Raw genomic sequence first — 15,363 nt, 5'->3', positions numbered from 1 at the left:
CCCGCCCCGAATCCGGTTCCGCACCGGGAGCGGGCCGGGGGCCGGGGGTCAGTCCCGGGTCATGTCGACGAAGCGCGAGTAGTGGCCCTGGAAGGCGACGGTGATGGTCGCGGTCGGACCGTTACGGTGCTTGGCGACGATCAGGTCGGCCTCGCCCGCGCGCGGGGACTCCTTCTCGTAGGCGTCCTCGCGGTGCAGCAGGATGACCATGTCGGCGTCCTGCTCGATCGAGCCGGACTCGCGCAGGTCGGAGACCATCGGCCGCTTGTCGGTGCGCTGCTCGGGACCACGGTTCAGCTGGGACAGCGCGATGACCGGCACTTCCAGCTCCTTGGCCAGCAGCTTGAGGTTACGGGACATGTCCGAGACCTCCTGCTGACGGTTCTCGGCCCGGCGGGAGCCGCCGGACTGCATCAGCTGGAGGTAGTCGATGACGATCAGCTTGATGTCGTTGCGCTGCTTGAGCCGGCGGCACTTGGCCCGGATCTCCATCATCGACAGGTTCGGCGAGTCGTCGATGAACAGCGGCGCCTCGCTGACGTCCGGCATCCGGCGGGCGACCCGCGTCCAGTCGTCGTCCGTCATGTTCCCGGAGCGCATGTGGTGCAGCGCGACCCTGGCCTCGGCGGAGAGCAGGCGCATGGCGATCTCGTTGCGGCCCATTTCGAGCGAGAAGATCACGCTCGGCAGCTTGTGGTGGATCGAGCAGGCCCGGGCGAAGTCCAGCGCCAGGGTGGACTTGCCCATCGCGGGGCGGGCCGCGATGACGATCATCTGGCCGGGGTGCAGCCCGTTGGTGAGCGCGTCGAAGTCGGCGAAGCCGGTCGGCACGCCGGACATCTGGCCGTTGCGGGAGCCGATCGCCTCGATCTCGTCGAGGGCGCCCTCCATGATGTCGGCCAGCGGCGCGTAGTCCTCGTTGGTGCGCTGCTCGGTGACGGCGTAGATCTCCGCCTGGGCGGCGTTGACGATCTCGTCCACGTCGCCCTCGGCGGCGTAGCCCATGCCGGCGATCCGGGTGCCGGCCTCGACCAGCCGGCGCAGCACCCCGCGCTCGGCGACGATCTGGGCGTAGTACTCGGCGTTGGCCGCGGTCGGGACGGAGTTGACCAGGGTGTGCAGGTAGGCGGCGCCGCCCACCCGCTGCAGCTCGCCGCGCTTGGTGAGCTCGCCGGCCACGGTGATCGGGTCGGCCGGCTCGCCGCGGGCGTACAGGTCGAGGATCGCGCCGTGCACCATCTCGTGCGCGGGCCTGTAGTAGTCGGCCGGCTTGAGCACCTCGACCACGTCGGCGATGGCGTCCTTGGAGAGCAGCATGCCGCCCAGCACGGACTGCTCGGCCGCGAGGTCCTGCGGGGGGACGCGTTCGAAGCCGTCGACGCCGCCGCGGCCCTCGTCGTCCCGGCGGTCGTCCCGGCCGCCGCCGCCCTTGCCGTTCTTGCCGCCCCTGCCGTTGAAGTCGCCGCCCTTGCGGAAGCCCTCGCCCCGGTTGCCGCCCTGGCCCCCGCCGCCACCCTGGCCGCCGCGGTTGCGGGAGACCGGCAGCCGGTCGCCGGGACCGTCCGGGAACGGGGCGTCGTCGAAGGCGCCGGCCGGAAAGGGGTCCTCGGCGGGCTGCCAGTCCTCCTCCGGCGGCGGGGCGTCGTGGTCGTCGTACTGGGGGCCGGTCACGCGTGTTCCCCGATCAGCGAGTGGTGCGAAGTTGGAGCGGGCCTTGCCGGTGGCTGGGTGGAGCGAGCGGAGCCGCTCCTCTTTGTACGCCACGGCACCGACAAATCGGACGCCGGGGCCGGTGGGAGTGTCGGGTGGAGGGCCCACGCTAAGGCGCCGGACGCCCTCGCGCCAAGGCGGTTATCCACAGGGGGTGTGGACGACTGGCTCCGGGCTGTGGAGAACTGCCGCAAAGCTGTGGACACCCCTGTGGAAGCTCCTGTGGATAACCGGACGATCGATCCGTCGTCAACCTGCTGACCTGCGATTACCTCGTTCGGGACCTGTGCATGAGAAATTCTTCACACACCGCCGAACGGCAGTGGGCGCGGACCGGCCGGAGCGCGCCGCCCACAGGTTCGAGTAATGACTGACAGGACCATTGGCCTCTTACCTGTGGATGAGTACCCTGGAGCGCATGAGCACCGCCCCCGCCGAGCCCTCCAGACGCACCCGCGACGCACGCGGCCACGACCGCGAGATCCTCGCCCTGGCGGTGCCCGCCTTCGGCGCCCTGGTCGCCGAACCGCTGTTCCTGATGGCCGACTCCGCGATCGTCGGCCACCTCGGCACCCCCCAGCTCGCCGGGGTCGGCGTCGCCTCCGCCGCCCTCACCACGGCCACCGGGGTGTTCGTCTTCCTCGCCTACGCCACCACCGCCGCGGTGGCTCGCCGGATCGGCGCCGGGGACCGCCGGGGCGCCGTCCAGCAGGGCGTCGACGGGCTCTGGCTCGCCGTCGGCCTGGCCGTCCCGGTGGTCCTGCTCACCCTGCTGCTGGCTCCCCGGGCGGCCGAACTGCTGGGCGCCTCGCCGACCGCGGCGCCGTACGCCGTGACGTACCTGCGGATCAGCTCCCTGGGCATCCCGGCGATGCTGCTGGTGCTGGCCGCCACCGGCGTGCTGCGCGGCCTCCAGGACACCCGTACGCCGCTGCTGGTGGCCGTCGGCGGCTTCACCGCCAACATCGGGCTGAACGCCGGCCTGGTGTACGGCGCCGGGCTCGGGGTGGCCGGCTCGGCCTGGGGCACCGTGCTGGCCCAGACCGGGATGGCCGCGGTCTACCTGGTCGTGGTGGTCCGCGGCGCCCGCCGGGAGCGGGCCTCGCTGCGGCCGGACGCGGCGGGCATCCGGGCCGGGGCCAGGGCGGGCGGGCCGCTGCTGGTCCGCACGGTCAGCCTGCGCGCGGTGCTGATGATCGCCACCGCGGTGGCCGCCCGGCTGGGCGACGACCAGGTCGCCGCGCACCAGATCGCCATGACGCTGTTCAGCTTCCTGGCCTTCGCGCTGGACGCCATCGCGATCGCCGGCCAGGCCATCATCGGCCGCTACCTGGGCGCCTCGGACGTCCCGGGCGCCCGCGCGGCCACCCGGCGGATGGTCGAGTGGGGCCTGGGCTCCGGGGTGGTGCTGGGCCTGCTGGTGGTGCTCGCCCGCCCGCTGTACGTCCCGCTGTTCACCCCCGACCCGGTGGTCCAGGGGCAGCTGCACACGGCCCTGCTGCTGCTCGCGCTCAGCCAGCCGGTGGCGGGCCTGGTCTTCGTGCTGGACGGCGTGCTGATGGGCGCCGGGGACGGCCCCTACCTGGCCCGGGCGGCGCTCGCCACCCTGGCGGTGTTCACCCCGGCCGCGTTCCTGGTGCCGGCCACCGGCACCGGACTGGCCGGGCTGTGGTGGGCGATGAACCTGTTCATGCTGGTCCGCGCGGTCTTCCTGGTGGCCCGCGCCCGCGGCGGCCGCTGGCTGGTCACCGGAGCCGTGCGCGGCTGAGGGGGCCCGGGAACGACCGAGGGGGCCCGGGAACGACCGAGGGCCGGACTCCCCGGGGGGAGTCCGGCCCTCAGCCGGTGCTACGGAACTCAGGCAGCCACGACGGCGACGTCGAGGTTGGCCACGACGTCCGAGTGCAGCTTGACCGAGACCTTGTGGGTGCCCACGGTCTTGATCGGCGAGGCGATCGCGACGGCGCGCTTGTCCACGGCCGGGCCGCCGGCGGCCTTGATGGCCTCGACGACGTCGGCCTGGGTCACCGAGCCGAACAGACGGCCGGCGTCACCCGAGCGAACGGCCAGCTTGACCTGGACGCCCTCGAGCTTGCCCTTGACCTCGTTGGCCGCGTCCAGGGTCTGGATCGCGTGGATCTTGCGGGCGCGACGGATCGCGTCGACGTCCTTCTGGCCGCCCTTGGTCCAGCGGATGGCGAAGCCACGCGGGACCAGGAAGTTGCGGGCGTAGCCGTCCTTGACCTCGACGACCTCGCCGGCGGAGCCGAGACCCGGAACCTCGTGCGTGAGGATGATCTTCATTACTCGGTCACCCTCTCTTAGCGCGCGGTGCTGGTGTAGGGCAGCAGCGCCATCTCACGGCTGTTCTTCACGGCCGTGGCGACGTCACGCTGGTGCTGGGTGCAGTTGCCGGTGACACGGCGGGCACGGATCTTTCCGCGGTCGGAGATGTACTTCCGCAGCAGGTTCGTGTCCTTGTAGTCAACGTAGTTGACCTTGTCCTTGCAGAAGACGCAAACCTTCTTCTTCGGCTTGCGAGCAGGCGGCTTCGCCATGGTGTGCTCCATTTGGGGTTCACGGCCCGACCGGCGTCCGGGGACGCCTGCGGCCGGGCCGCACGAAATCTGTCAGCTCTTAGAACGGGGGCTCTTCCGAGTAGCCGCCACCGGACGGGGCGCCGCCCCAGCCGCCGCCGCCCTGGTTTCCACCGGACGGGGCGCTGGACGCCCACGGGTCGTCGGAGGGGCCGGACTGGCCGCCGCCGGAGTTTCCACCCCAGCTGCCGCCGCCCTGCTGGCCGCCACCGTTGCCACCGCCCCAGCTACCGCCCTGGCCGCCGCCCTGCTGGCCGCCGAAGCCGCCGCCGGGACCGCCGGACCGGTTGGCCCGGGTGACCTTCGCGGTCGCCGAGCGCAGGCTCGGACCCACCTCGTCGACCTCGACCTCGAAGACCGTCCGCTTCTCGCCTTCCTTGGTCTCGTAAGACCGCTGGCGCAGTCGGCCCTGCACGATGACGCGCATGCCGCGCTGCAGCGACTCGGCCACGTTCTCCGCCGGCTGCCGCCAGACGTTGCACGTGAGGAAGAGGCTCTCGCCGTCCTTCCACTCGTTCGTCTGACGGTCGAAGGTGCGGGGGGTGGACGCGATGCGGAACTTCGCGACCGCCGCACCCGACGGGGTGAAGCGCAGCTCGGGGTCGTCGACGAGATTGCCGACGAGGGTGATGACGGTCTCGCCTGCCATGGTGGTGATGACCTCTCGGGAAGATGTCCGTTCACCGCTGTTTCACGTGAAACAGCGGACGCGAGCTACCCGAGACCCGAAGGCCTCAGAGGTGGCTCAGTGGGTGTCCGGGCGCAGGACCTTGGTCCGCAGAACCGACTCGCTCAGGCCCAGCTGGCGGTCGAGCTCCTTGACGACCTCAGGCGTGGCCTTGAGGTCGATGACCGAGTAGATGCCCTCGGACTGCTTGTTGATCTCGTAAGCCAGACGGCGACGACCCCAGGTGTCGACCTTCTCCACCTTGCCGCCGGCGTTGCGGACGACGGCCAGGAAGGACTCGATCAGGGGGGAGACAGCGCGCTCCTCGACCGACGGGTCGAGGATGACCATCAGCTCGTAGTGACGCATGAGTAACCCACCTCCTTTGGACTCAGCGGCCACGGTCTCTCCGTGGCAGGAGGGTTGTGCGTAGCGTCGGCACCGGTGCGGTGACGACTCCGGCCCACGGTAGCGGCCGGGTCGGACAATCGGGCCCCGTACACCCGCCAGGGGTGTCACCCGGAAGAGGGCGCAAGGGGGCACAACTACACCAGTGCAGACGGCACAGCCTACCTGCACCCGGACGGCCGAACAAAACGCACAGGGGTTGTGAGACGGACGAGGCCGCCGCAATCTGGACGGAACGGGATTCCTGCCCGTTCGTCTCCACGCCAGGAGGTGGGACTCATGGCCCAGTCCGTCCACCGCATGCCCGCCCTCACGCTGAACACCGACGGCCACCCGCACCCCCGCGAGAACACCCTGGTGGCCCTGACGGCCGTGCTGGGCGTGATCGCCTTCACCACCTCGTTCTTCTACAACCTGCACCTGCTGACCTCGTGGACCGGCCTGGCCGGGATCGTCACCGGCCTGTGGGGCATGTTCGTCTCGGTCACCACCGCCGAGCGCTTCGTCCTGATGATCACGCTCGGCGCCTCCGCGATCGGCTTCTACCTCGGCATCGCCCGCGGCGGCCTGTGGGGCTGAACACCCAGCTCCAGGAACCCTCGGCGCCCCCGTCGCGTATCTGCATCAGACAGGTACCCGCCGGGGGCGCCGTCGTGCCCGCAGCGCCGGGCGGCCGGGCCCCGGACGATAGGGTCGAGCCCGAGAACCTGGGGCCACCGCAGCCCGACCGACGAGGAGCACCGAGCAATGAGCCTGCGCCTGAGGACGATCACCCGCGAGGAGCACCTCGCCTTCATCAGGAGCCGTGCCTCGGCCAGCCACATGCAGGTGCCGTCCTGGGGCGACGTGAAGGCCGAGTGGCGCTCGGAGTCGATCGGCTGGTTCGACGACGCCAACCAGCTGGTCGGCGCGGGCCTGGTGCTCTACCGCCAGCTGCCCAAGGTCAAGCGCTACCTCGCCTACCTGCCCGAGGGCCCGGTCATCGACTGGTTCGACCGGGACCTCGACCGCTGGCTCTCCCCGATGCTCGCCCACCTCAAGTCGCAGGGCGCGTTCTCGGTGAAGATGGGCCCGCCGATCGTCATCCGCCGCTGGAACGCCCCCACCATCAAGGAGGCCATCGCCGCCAAGCAGGCCAAGCGCCTGCGCGACGTCGAGGCCGACTGGTACGAGGCCCGCGCCTTCGAGGTGGCCGACCGGCTGCGCAAGGCCGGCTGGCTGCAGGGCGAGGACGGCGGCGCCGGCTTCGGCGACGTCCAGCCGCGCTACGTCTTCCAGGTGCCGCTGGCCAACCGCTCGCTGGACGACATCCACAAGAACTTCAACCAGCTCTGGCGCCGCAACATCAAGAAGGCCGAGAAGAGCGGCGTCGAGGTGTACCAGGGCGGCTACGACGAGCTGCCGATCTTCCACCAGCTCTACCTGGTCACCGCCGAGCGCGACAAGTTCACCCCGCGCCCGCTGTCCTACTTCCAGCGGATGTGGCAGGCCCTCACCGCCGAGGACCAGAACCGGATGCGGCTCTACATCGCCTACCACGAGGGCGAGCCGCTGGCCGCGACCACGATGCTGGTGGTCGGCGAGCACGTCTGGTACTCCTACGGCGCCTCGGCCAACCACAAGCGCGAGGTCAAGCCGTCCAACGCGATCCAGTGGCGGATGATGCGCGACGCCTACGCCCTCGGCGGCGGCGTGTACGACCTGCGCGGCATCAGCGACACCCTGGACGAGAACGACCACCTGTTCGGTCTGATCCAGTTCAAGGTCGGCACCGGCGGCCAGGCGGCCGAGTACCTCGGCGAGTGGGACTTCCCGCTCAACAAGCTGCTGCACAAGGCCCTCGACCTCTACATGTCCCGCCGCTGAGGAGGCTGCCCCGATGACGCTGTCGCTCTACCTCGACACCGAACGCTGGCGCGCGCACCAGCGCTCCGTCCTGGCCGAGTTCCCCGGCCTGGTGCCCGTCGCCAAGGGGAACGGCTACGGCCTGGGCAACCACCGGCTGGCCGAGGAGGCGACGCTGCTCGGCACCGGTGTGCTGGCCGTCGGCACCGCCTACGAGGCGGCCGACGCCGCCGAGTGGTACGGCGGCGAGCTGCTGGTGCTCACCCCCTACCGGGTCGGCGAGGAGGTGCTCCCGCTGCCGCACGCCCGGGTGATCCGCACGGTGGCCGGCGTGGACGCGCTGCGCTCGCTGCACGGCGCCCGGGTGGTGCTGGAGTGCATGACCACCATGCGCCGGCACGGCGTGAGCGCCGCCGACCTGCGCACCGTCGCCGCCGAGCTGGACGGCGTCTCCTTCGAGGGCCTCGCCCTGCACCTGCCGATGGACCGGCCGGACGGCTCCAGCCCGGTCGAGGAGGTCGTGTACTGGGTGGACACCGCGCTGGCGGCCGGCATCCCGGTGCACACCGTCTTCGTCAGCCACCTGGGCGCGGCCGGCATGGAGCAGCTGGCCCAGCGCTACCCGGGCACCGTGTTCCGGGCCCGGATCGGCACCCGGCTCTGGCTGGGCGACCACGGCGCGCTGGAGGTCCGGGCCACGGTCCTGGACGTCACCCCGCTCAAGAAGGGCGAGCGCTACGGCTACCGCCAGCACCCGGCGCCCACCGACGGCCACATCCTGGTGGTCGCCGGCGGCACCGCGCACGGCATCGGCCTGGAGGCCCCCAAGTACGTGGCCAGCATGGGCGCACGCGCCAAGGGCATCGCCCGAGCCGGTCTGGCGACGGTCAACAAGACCAAGTCGCCGTTCCACTGGGCGGGCAAGCAGCTCTGGTTCGCCGAGCCGCCGCACATGCAGGTCTCGCTGCTGTTCCTGGACGGGGAGACCGCGCCCCCCGCGATCGGCGAGGAGCTGGGCCTCCAGGTCCGGCACACCACCACCCACTTCGACCGGGTGGTGGACCGCTAGAAGGTGCGGCGGCCCCCGGGCGCTACCGCTGCTTCTCCTCGGCCGGCTCCGACTGCCGTGGCTCGTCCAGCCACTGCTCGAAGGAGCCGGCCGACGCGTGTCCGGCGTAGCTCCGCTCCTCCTCCAGCCGCCGGGCGGTGCCCAGCGCGAAGGCGTCCGGCGCGCCGTCCAGCACCCCGCCGGAGGGGTCGTCGGTGCCGTCCCAGCGGACCGGGTCGCGGTCCGGGTACAGGGCGTCCCGGACCACCAGCACGACCAGGTAGAGCGTGCCGAGCAGGTGCAGCGCGATCGCGAAGTGGTACCAGTTCTCGCCGATGCCGTGCTGCTTGGGCCCGGTGACGAAGCCCAGGTGGGACCAGATGCCCAGGGTGTACAGCACCTCGCAGGCCTGCCAGATCAGCAGGTCGCGCCAGCGCGGCCGGGCCAGCGCCGCGAGCGGCAGCAGCCAGAGCGCGTACTGCGGCGAGTACACCTTGTTGACCAGCACGAACAGCGCGACCACCAGGAAGGCCAGCTGCGCGAACCGCGGCCGGCGCGGCGCCGAGAGGCCGAGCCACGCTATGGCCGCGCAGCCCAGCACCATCAGCACGCCGATGTAGAGGTCGAGGTCGGCCAGCCCCACGCCGCGCTGCTGCATCAGGATCAGCCAGAACGAGCCGTAGTCCTCGCCCCGGTGCTTGCTGAACACGTAGAACGTCGACCAGCCCTGCCAGTTGGCCAGCATGATCGGCAGGTTGACCACCAGCCAGGCCCCCACCGCGCCGCCGAGCACCACCCGGAACTCGCGCCACTTGCCGGCCCGCCAGCAGAGCACCAGCAGCGGGCCGATCAGCAGCAGCGGGTAGAGCTTGGCCGCGGTGGCCAGGCCGATGAAGACCCCGGCCCAGCCCGGCCGGGAGCCGGCCCACCAGGCCATCGCCACGGCGGCCAGGGCGACCGCGAGCAGGTCCCAGTTGATCGTGCCGTTGAGCAGCAGGACCGGCGAGAGCGCGAACAGCATCGCGTCCCAGGGGCGGCGGCGGTGGGTGCGCGAGAGCGCGACCGCGGCGACCACCGCGCAGGCCATCAGCAGCCCGGCGTTGATCGCCCAGAACCACTGCTCCTGGGCCTGCTCGGTGCCACCGCCGGGCGTCAGCCAGGCCGCGACCTGCATGAACAGGCCGGTCAGCACCGGGTACTCCAGGTACTGGAGGTCCCCCGTGGTGCCGGGGATGCGGTCCACGTACGGGTGCAGCCCGGCCGCGAAGCCGCGACCGGAGAACAGGTGCGGGACGTCGCTGTAGCAAGCGTGGATGTACTGCGGCGAGCCCGGCTGGAACCAGGCCTGGTCGTAGCAGGGCAGGTTGTGCACCATGCCGAGCGCGGAGACCACGATCACCACCAGGGCCAGCACCCGCACCGGGATCCACCAGGAGACGCCGAGCAGCGCCCGTCGGCCGGGCGGGCCGCCGAACACCTCGCTGCCGGCTGCCGCCACCCGGTCCTCGTCGGCCGGGACGACCACGGTGTTGGCCGGCGGCGCGGCCGTGGCGACGGCTGCCGGGGTGGTCCCTGCGGCGGCGCCGGGCCCGTCCGGGCCGCCGGTTTCGTCACGATCGCTCGACGTCATGCCGGACATCCTGCCGCACCGGATGCGCCGGGACGAGGAGGACCCCGCGATGGTCCGGCGGTGCGGGAGGGGCGCGCGCGGCGAATCGTGACGAAACGGCGGTGGGGGGGGGGGGGGGGGGAGAGGCCCCCCCCCCCCCCCCCCCCCCCCCCCCCCCCCCCCCCCGTTCCCCCCCCCCCCCCCCCCCCCCCCCCCCCCCCCCCCCCCCCCCCCCCCCCCCCCCCCCCCCCTCCCCCCCCCCCCCCCCCCCCCCCCCCGGGCCCGGGTGGTCGACCTCGGCCGCCGGCCGTCAGGCGGCTTCGAAGCCCGCATGGTCGGCGATCTTCTTCAGTTCGGCGAGGGCGTGCTTCTCGATCTGCCGGATCCGCTCGCGGGTGAGGCCGTGCTGCTTGCCCACCTCGGTGAGGGTGCGCTCGCGGCCGTCCTCCATGCCGTACCGGGAGCGGATGATCGAGGCGGTGCGGTCGTCCAGCCGCCCGATCAGATCGTCCAGTTCCTCACGGCGGAGCATGACCATCACGGCGTCCTCGGGGGACGTCGCCCCGGTGTCCTCCACCAGGTCACCGAACTGGGTCTCGCCCTCGTCGTCGACCGACATGTTGAGGCTGACCGGGTCGCGCGCCCAGTCCAGCACGTCCTTGATCCGGGCCTCGGTGGTGTCCAGCTCGGCCGCGATCTCGGCCGGCTCCGCCTCGCGGCCCAGCTCCTTGGACTTCTCCCGCTGCACCCGGCGGATCCGGCCGAGTTCCTCGACCAGGTGCACGGGCAGCCGGATGGTCCGGGACTGGTCGGCGATCGAGCGGGTGATCGCCTGCCGGATCCACCACGTCGCATAGGTGGAGAACTTGAAGCCCTTGGCGTAGTCGAACTTCTCGACGGCGCGCACCAGGCCGGCGTTGCCCTCCTGGATGAGGTCCAGCAGGGGCAGGCCGCTGCGCGGGTAGCGCCGGGCGACGGCCACCACCAGGCGGAGGTTCGAGCGGATGAAGACGTCCTTGGCACGCTCGGCGTCGGCGGCTATCACCTCCAGCTCCTCGCGCGTGACGCCGTCGGGGAGTTGACCGTCGGGGAGTTCGCTCTCCTCCAGCAGGTGCTGGGCGTACACACCGGCCTCGATCCGCAGCGAGAGCTCGACCTCCTCGGCGGCATCGAGCAGGGGCGTCCTGGCGATCTCGTCGAGGTACATACCGACCAGGTCACGGTCGGCCTCAAGGTTGGTCGGGCGGGCCGCGCGAGTCCGGTCGGCCCTGTCGCGAACGACGGCACGGGTGGCCATGCTTGCTCCCTTTGCTGGTGTTGCCGAGGTCTGCCTGCCTGCCCCCTGGAGGGCAAGAAGTGCGGGCCCCCAGGGGCTCACACGTAACGATCCAACGAACAGATTCCGGACAACATTCCCAAGTCGTTCAGATTCTTCCTCGGGATGCAGTATCCTGCCGGTTTTCACCCCGGTTCTGGACACTCGGTGACCGCCCGGGCACCTCGAGTGCCCGTTCGCGACCGCTCGTGGAGCGCTTCTTCACCGCCCGCACACGCAACCGTCGCCCATTGGTTGAACAGGCGAACGCTCGTGGACGTTCCCGCGCGCCCCCGACTTCCGCCCGCGCCCGCCCCCCGGCGCACGCAGGTCCTCCGCACAAATGATGCCGAATCGCTATCACTCCAGCTCCCGATCGGCGCAGCGCACTGGGAAGGTGTCAGGCATGCACCTGACCAACAGCACGAGACCCGTCACCGTGCGTCATCGCCGCCTCCTCCGGGACGCGTCGGTCGCGCTGGGCTGCGCCGCGCTGTTCGGCCTTCTGGCGACACTGGTGACGAGCCGCTGGAGCCCCCTGCACGAGTTCGACCAGGACTGGATCGACGGACTGCACTCCTACGCCCGCGATCACCGGATCTGGACCGCCGCGGTGCAGACCCTCTCCGACATCGGCGGCCCCGTCACGATGCGTATCCTGCTGGGCTGCGCGGCCGCCTGGCTCCTGCTGATCGGCGCCCGGGTGCTGGCCGGCTGGGTGGCCGCCCAGGCACTGGTCGGCTGGGCGGCCCAGTGGGCACTCAAGCTGGCCGTCGGCCGGCAGCGGCCCGCCTTCTCCGACCCGGTGTCGCACGCGGGCGGTCCGGCCTTCCCCTCCGGGCACGCCATGGCCTCGGCGATCTCCTGTGCCGTCCTGGTCGGCCTGCTCTGGTACCGGGTCGGCCGACGCGGCCGGACCGCCGCCTGCGTGGTGGCCGCGGTGACGGTGCTGACCATCGGCTGGACCAGGACCGCCCTCGGGGTGCACTGGCCCAGCGACGTGCTGGCCGGCTGGCTGGCCGCCGGCGCCGTGCTCGGCGCCGTGACGGCCGTGATCGAAATCTGGCGGCCGGGCGCCCTGGCCCGGGACGTCCGCCGGGTCAACTGGCGCACCAGGCCCAGGGTCCAGCGGGTCATCGTGCCGTCCGTCCGGGCACCGCAGGCCGACGGGCCGCTGGAGGACAGTGAGTTGGACGGTCCGGTCCGCTGATCCGCCCCCTGGCGGGCAGCGCCGGAGGACCGAGGGTACGGAGGCCGCGGGAACGCCACAGGCCCTCCGACCCGGGTGGGCGGAGGGCCTGCGAACTGCGGTTCTGTATGTGCCCCAGACAGGAATCGAACCTGCGACACCGGCTTTAGGAGAGCCGTGCTCTATCCCCTGAGCTACTGAGGCGTGGCCGGTCGGTGACCAGGCCGTTCACAGCGTACCGGATCTGGGGTCGGCCGGGGGTGGCGGACCGGGAGGAGGGGATGCCGGGGTCTGACGGGGGGACAGCGCGGGGGGAGTCGGGCGGGCCCGGCTCCCCCCCGCGCCGGGAGGGTCAGAGCAGGCGCAGCAGGCGGGACTCGATGGACGGCGGGTTCAGGTCGCTCTGGAGGGCCACCCGGACCTCCGTCCGGCTGTCGCCGGCGCCCACGCGCAGCGTGCCGACCTCCTTGCCCGCCTTCTCGTTGTGGCCCAACGCGGACGGGTCCAGGGTGACGGTGCCGGTGACGCCCGGGAAGCCGGGCACCACGAGGTCGTTGGTGGCGACGACCGCGACCTTGCCGCCGAGGCCGTCGTCCACGCTGCCGACCACGTCGCCCTTCTTCACCACGGTCTGGCCGGTCAGCCCGTTCTGCGCGGCCTGGATCTGCTTGCCGCTGACCTTGAGCACGGTCGGCAGGATGCCGTCGCCGACGTTCGGGCCGGTGGCCTGCTGGCCCAGGGTGACGCCGAGGATCAGCCGCTTCACGCCGCCGATCTCCTTGTACGCGGCCCACATCAGGCAGCCGCCGGCCGGGGTGCTGGAGCCGGTCTTGACGCCGATGACGCCGGTCTTCGGGTTGATCAGGTTGTTGGTGTTGGGGATCTTCACGTTGTTGAACGTGGTGTCCGGGGTGGAGACGATCTGCCGGAAGATCTCGTCCTGCATGACCTGCTCGGCCAGCTTGAGCTGGTCCTTCGCGGTGGACTTGGTATCCGCGTTGAAGCCCGCCGGGTCGGCGTAGGTGGTGTTGGTCATGCCGAACTTGGCCGCGGTGTCGTTCATCTGCTTGACGAACGCGTCCTCGGAGCCGGAGTGGAAACGGGCGAGCAGCCGGGCCACGTTGTTGGCGGACGGCAGCATCAGCAGTTCCAGCGCCTGGTACTCGGTGAGCTCCTGGTTCTCGACGAGGGTCACCCGGGACTCGTCGGCGTTGCCGGACTCCTGCGCGGCCTGCTTGTCGACCTTGATCTTGGGGCCGCTCTCCCCCTTCTTGAGCGGGTACTTCTGCAGGATCAGGTAGGCGTTCATCACCTTGGTGACGCTGGCGATCGGGGCCGGCGTCTCCTGCCCCGAGCTGCCCAGGCTGCCGACGCCGACCACCTCGGCGGCGGACTGGCCCTTGGCCGGCCAGGCGAGGTCCAACTGGTCACCGGCGAAGCTGAAACTGCCCGCGGTCGTCATCCGCATCTTCGGGTCCGGCAGCGGGCGCAGCAGCTGGGCCACCACGAGCACGCCGAGCACCACGGCCAGGAAGGCCGTCCAGATGGTGATCCGCTTGAGCGCGCGGCGCAGCGGCGAGACCGGGCGGGCGTTGAGGGTGGCGAGCACCTCCATCGCCTCGGCGGTGTTCTCCGGCGAGGGCAGCGGCTGGGGCTCCGGCTCGGGCTCGGGCTCCGGCCGGGGCGCCGGCCGCGGCGGCACCTGCTGGGAGGGCAGCGGCTCGGGCCGGGGCAGCGGCGGGACGGGCGGCACCGGGCGCCGGTCCGGTTCGGGCAGCGGTGTCGGCGGAGGGGTGGGGGTGGGGGCCGGCTTCGGGGCGGGCCGGGGCAGCGGTTCGGGGGCCGGGTCCGGCTCCGGCAGCGGAGCGGGCTCCGGGGGCTCGGGGACGGTACCGGCGGCGGGCGCCGCCGCCGGGGCTGCGGGAGTACGGAGCGGCGCGGGCTTCTCCAGCTTCCCGGACCGGCCCGACTGCCCCGCCCCGCCCGGCCGCTGACCGGGCTGCCCGTTCCCGGTCAGTGCGACGGGCGCGGTGGTGTCGGGGGTGTCGGGGGTCTCGGAGGTTCCGAGGGTCCCGGGCGCGTCGGCCTTCCCGGCGGCGGAGGCGGTGGCGTCGTCGGGCGTGTCGGCCTTCCCGGCCTCCGCCCGCTTCGCGCTCTCCGGCTGCTCGGATCCTGCGGGCTTCGCGGCCTTCGCGGCCTTCGCCGCCTCATCGGGCCGGTCGGCTTCGTCGGCTTCGTCGGCTTCACCGTCGGCCGGCTCCGCCGCTGCGGCGGTCCGGATGGCGAGACGCGGGTCGGCGGCGGGCGGCCGCTCGGCGCTCCCCTGCTCGCCGTCGGCCTCCGGCGCGTCCTTCTCCTTCTGTGCGCCGTCGTCGGAGCCGCCCTTGTCCGCGGGCTTGCGCAGCTCGTCCGGCAGTCGCAGCGCGGTGGTCCGGTTGTCCACCGGCAGCCGCAGGGCGGTGGTCCGGTTGTCCACCGGCAGCCGCAGGGCGGTGGTCCGGTCGTCCGTCGGCAGCCGCAGCGTGGTCGTCCGGCTGTCCACATCCCGGACACGGAGCTCCACCGTCGGGCCGCCCTTGGCGCCCGCCTTCGGCGCGTCGACGGAGGAGCCGGCAGCGGTGTCGGCAGAGGTACCAGTAGCGGTGTCGGCAGCGGGCGAGGCGTCAGCGGACGCGTCGGCAGCAACCTCGGTCGAGGCGTCGGCCGAGGGCCGGACAGCCCCGGCTGACTCCCCGGCTGACTCCCCGGCAGCCGCCGCGCCCGCCCGTTCGCGCTCGCGGTCCCGCTCCCGCTCGCCGTCCCTCAGCACCCTGTCGGGGGACTCGCCCACGTATCCCAGCCTCCTCAACGCCCGGCGGGGCACCGGCAGACCCGATTTCGGGAAGCCGACGCCCCGCCCCGTGTACCTGTACAGTCTCCGCCACCGACGGCCGTCCGGCCGCGCACACCCCGCCCGACCGGCGCTTATTGCCGCC

At 72.2% G+C, this 15,363-nt stretch carries 13 protein-coding genes and 1 tRNA gene; 5 read left to right on the top strand and 9 right to left on the bottom strand.

Annotated features, from left to right (window positions below; all coding sequences use genetic code 11):
* Positions 1-48 precede the first annotated feature (48 nt).
* Complete coding sequence (gene dnaB, locus ACZ4W5_RS07090) at positions 49-1,671, bottom strand: replicative DNA helicase (protein WP_465653451.1); 1,623 nt, start codon at positions 1,669-1,671, stop codon at positions 49-51.
* A 457-nt stretch (positions 1,672-2,128) separates the two neighbouring features.
* On the opposite strand from dnaB, the gene ACZ4W5_RS07085 reads away from it, so the two are divergent.
* Positions 2,129-3,478: an MATE family efflux transporter gene (locus ACZ4W5_RS07085; protein WP_360227566.1), complete on the top strand. Its 1,350-nt coding sequence runs from the start codon at positions 2,129-2,131 to the stop codon at positions 3,476-3,478.
* An 89-nt stretch (positions 3,479-3,567) separates the two neighbouring features.
* Here the strand turns inward: ACZ4W5_RS07085 and rplI are convergent, their stop codons facing one another.
* The 4 genes from rplI to rpsF all read right to left on the bottom strand — a co-directional run bounded on the left by rplI (position 3,568) and on the right by rpsF (position 5,343).
* The gene (rplI, locus tag ACZ4W5_RS07080) at positions 3,568-4,014 is read right to left on the bottom strand and encodes a 50S ribosomal protein L9 (protein ID WP_360227569.1); all 447 of its coding nucleotides are present in this window, start codon (positions 4,012-4,014) and stop codon (positions 3,568-3,570) included.
* A 17-nt stretch (positions 4,015-4,031) separates the two neighbouring features.
* A complete protein-coding gene (gene rpsR / locus ACZ4W5_RS07075) occupies positions 4,032-4,268 on the bottom strand; it encodes a 30S ribosomal protein S18 (protein WP_030059640.1) in 237 nt (78 codons plus the stop codon).
* 79 nt (positions 4,269-4,347) lie between these two features.
* The gene (locus ACZ4W5_RS07070; RefSeq protein WP_402485143.1) at positions 4,348-4,956 is read right to left on the bottom strand and encodes a single-stranded DNA-binding protein; all 609 of its coding nucleotides are present in this window, start codon (positions 4,954-4,956) and stop codon (positions 4,348-4,350) included.
* 96 nt (positions 4,957-5,052) lie between these two features.
* Positions 5,053-5,343 (bottom strand): 30S ribosomal protein S6, encoded by a 291-nt coding sequence (gene rpsF, locus ACZ4W5_RS07065; protein ID WP_188298654.1) that lies wholly within the window; start codon positions 5,341-5,343, stop codon positions 5,053-5,055.
* A 318-nt stretch (positions 5,344-5,661) separates the two neighbouring features.
* Here rpsF and ACZ4W5_RS07060 point away from each other — a divergent pair, with 318 nt between their 5' ends.
* The 3 genes from ACZ4W5_RS07060 to ACZ4W5_RS07050 all read left to right on the top strand — a co-directional run bounded on the left by ACZ4W5_RS07060 (position 5,662) and on the right by ACZ4W5_RS07050 (position 8,296).
* A complete protein-coding gene (locus ACZ4W5_RS07060) occupies positions 5,662-5,961 on the top strand; it encodes a hypothetical protein (protein ID WP_030059643.1) in 300 nt (99 codons plus the stop codon).
* A gap of 168 nt (positions 5,962-6,129) precedes the next feature.
* The gene (locus ACZ4W5_RS07055; RefSeq protein ID WP_350506554.1) at positions 6,130-7,248 is read left to right on the top strand and encodes a lipid II:glycine glycyltransferase FemX; all 1,119 of its coding nucleotides are present in this window, start codon (positions 6,130-6,132) and stop codon (positions 7,246-7,248) included.
* Positions 7,249-7,261: 13 nt separating this feature from the next.
* Positions 7,262-8,296 carry an alanine racemase gene (locus ACZ4W5_RS07050; protein ID WP_360227577.1) on the top strand — a complete coding sequence of 345 codons (1,035 nt, stop codon included), beginning with the start codon at positions 7,262-7,264 and terminating at the stop codon, positions 8,294-8,296.
* A 22-nt stretch (positions 8,297-8,318) separates the two neighbouring features.
* Here the strand turns inward: ACZ4W5_RS07050 and ACZ4W5_RS07045 are convergent, their stop codons facing one another.
* Together ACZ4W5_RS07045 and ACZ4W5_RS07040 are read right to left on the bottom strand one after the other, a co-directional pair.
* The gene (locus tag ACZ4W5_RS07045) at positions 8,319-9,905 is read right to left on the bottom strand and encodes a glycosyltransferase family 87 protein (protein ID WP_465653447.1); all 1,587 of its coding nucleotides are present in this window, start codon (positions 9,903-9,905) and stop codon (positions 8,319-8,321) included.
* Between the two features lie 289 nt (positions 9,906-10,194).
* Positions 10,195-11,181 (bottom strand): sigma-70 family RNA polymerase sigma factor, encoded by a 987-nt coding sequence (locus ACZ4W5_RS07040; RefSeq protein WP_360245727.1) that lies wholly within the window; start codon positions 11,179-11,181, stop codon positions 10,195-10,197.
* 424 nt (positions 11,182-11,605) lie between these two features.
* Between ACZ4W5_RS07040 and ACZ4W5_RS07035 the strand changes: the two genes are divergently transcribed.
* Positions 11,606-12,409, top strand: a complete 804-nt coding sequence (locus ACZ4W5_RS07035; protein ID WP_465653445.1) for a phosphatase PAP2 family protein — start codon at positions 11,606-11,608, stop codon at positions 12,407-12,409.
* Positions 12,410-12,519: 110 nt separating this feature from the next.
* Here the strand turns inward: ACZ4W5_RS07035 and ACZ4W5_RS07030 are convergent.
* Positions 12,520-12,592: transfer RNA gene (locus tag ACZ4W5_RS07030), tRNA-Arg, on the bottom strand.
* 148 nt (positions 12,593-12,740) lie between these two features.
* Positions 12,741-15,218 carry a D-alanyl-D-alanine carboxypeptidase family protein gene (locus tag ACZ4W5_RS07025; RefSeq protein ID WP_465653443.1) on the bottom strand — a complete coding sequence of 826 codons (2,478 nt, stop codon included), beginning with the start codon at positions 15,216-15,218 and terminating at the stop codon, positions 12,741-12,743.
* Between the last annotated feature and the right edge of the window lie 145 nt (positions 15,219-15,363).

The sequence above is a fragment of the Kitasatospora sp. NPDC029367 genome (assembly GCF_055569135.1).
Note: the sequence above shows the minus strand (reverse complement) of the source record. Positions and strands in the feature narration are given on the sequence as shown.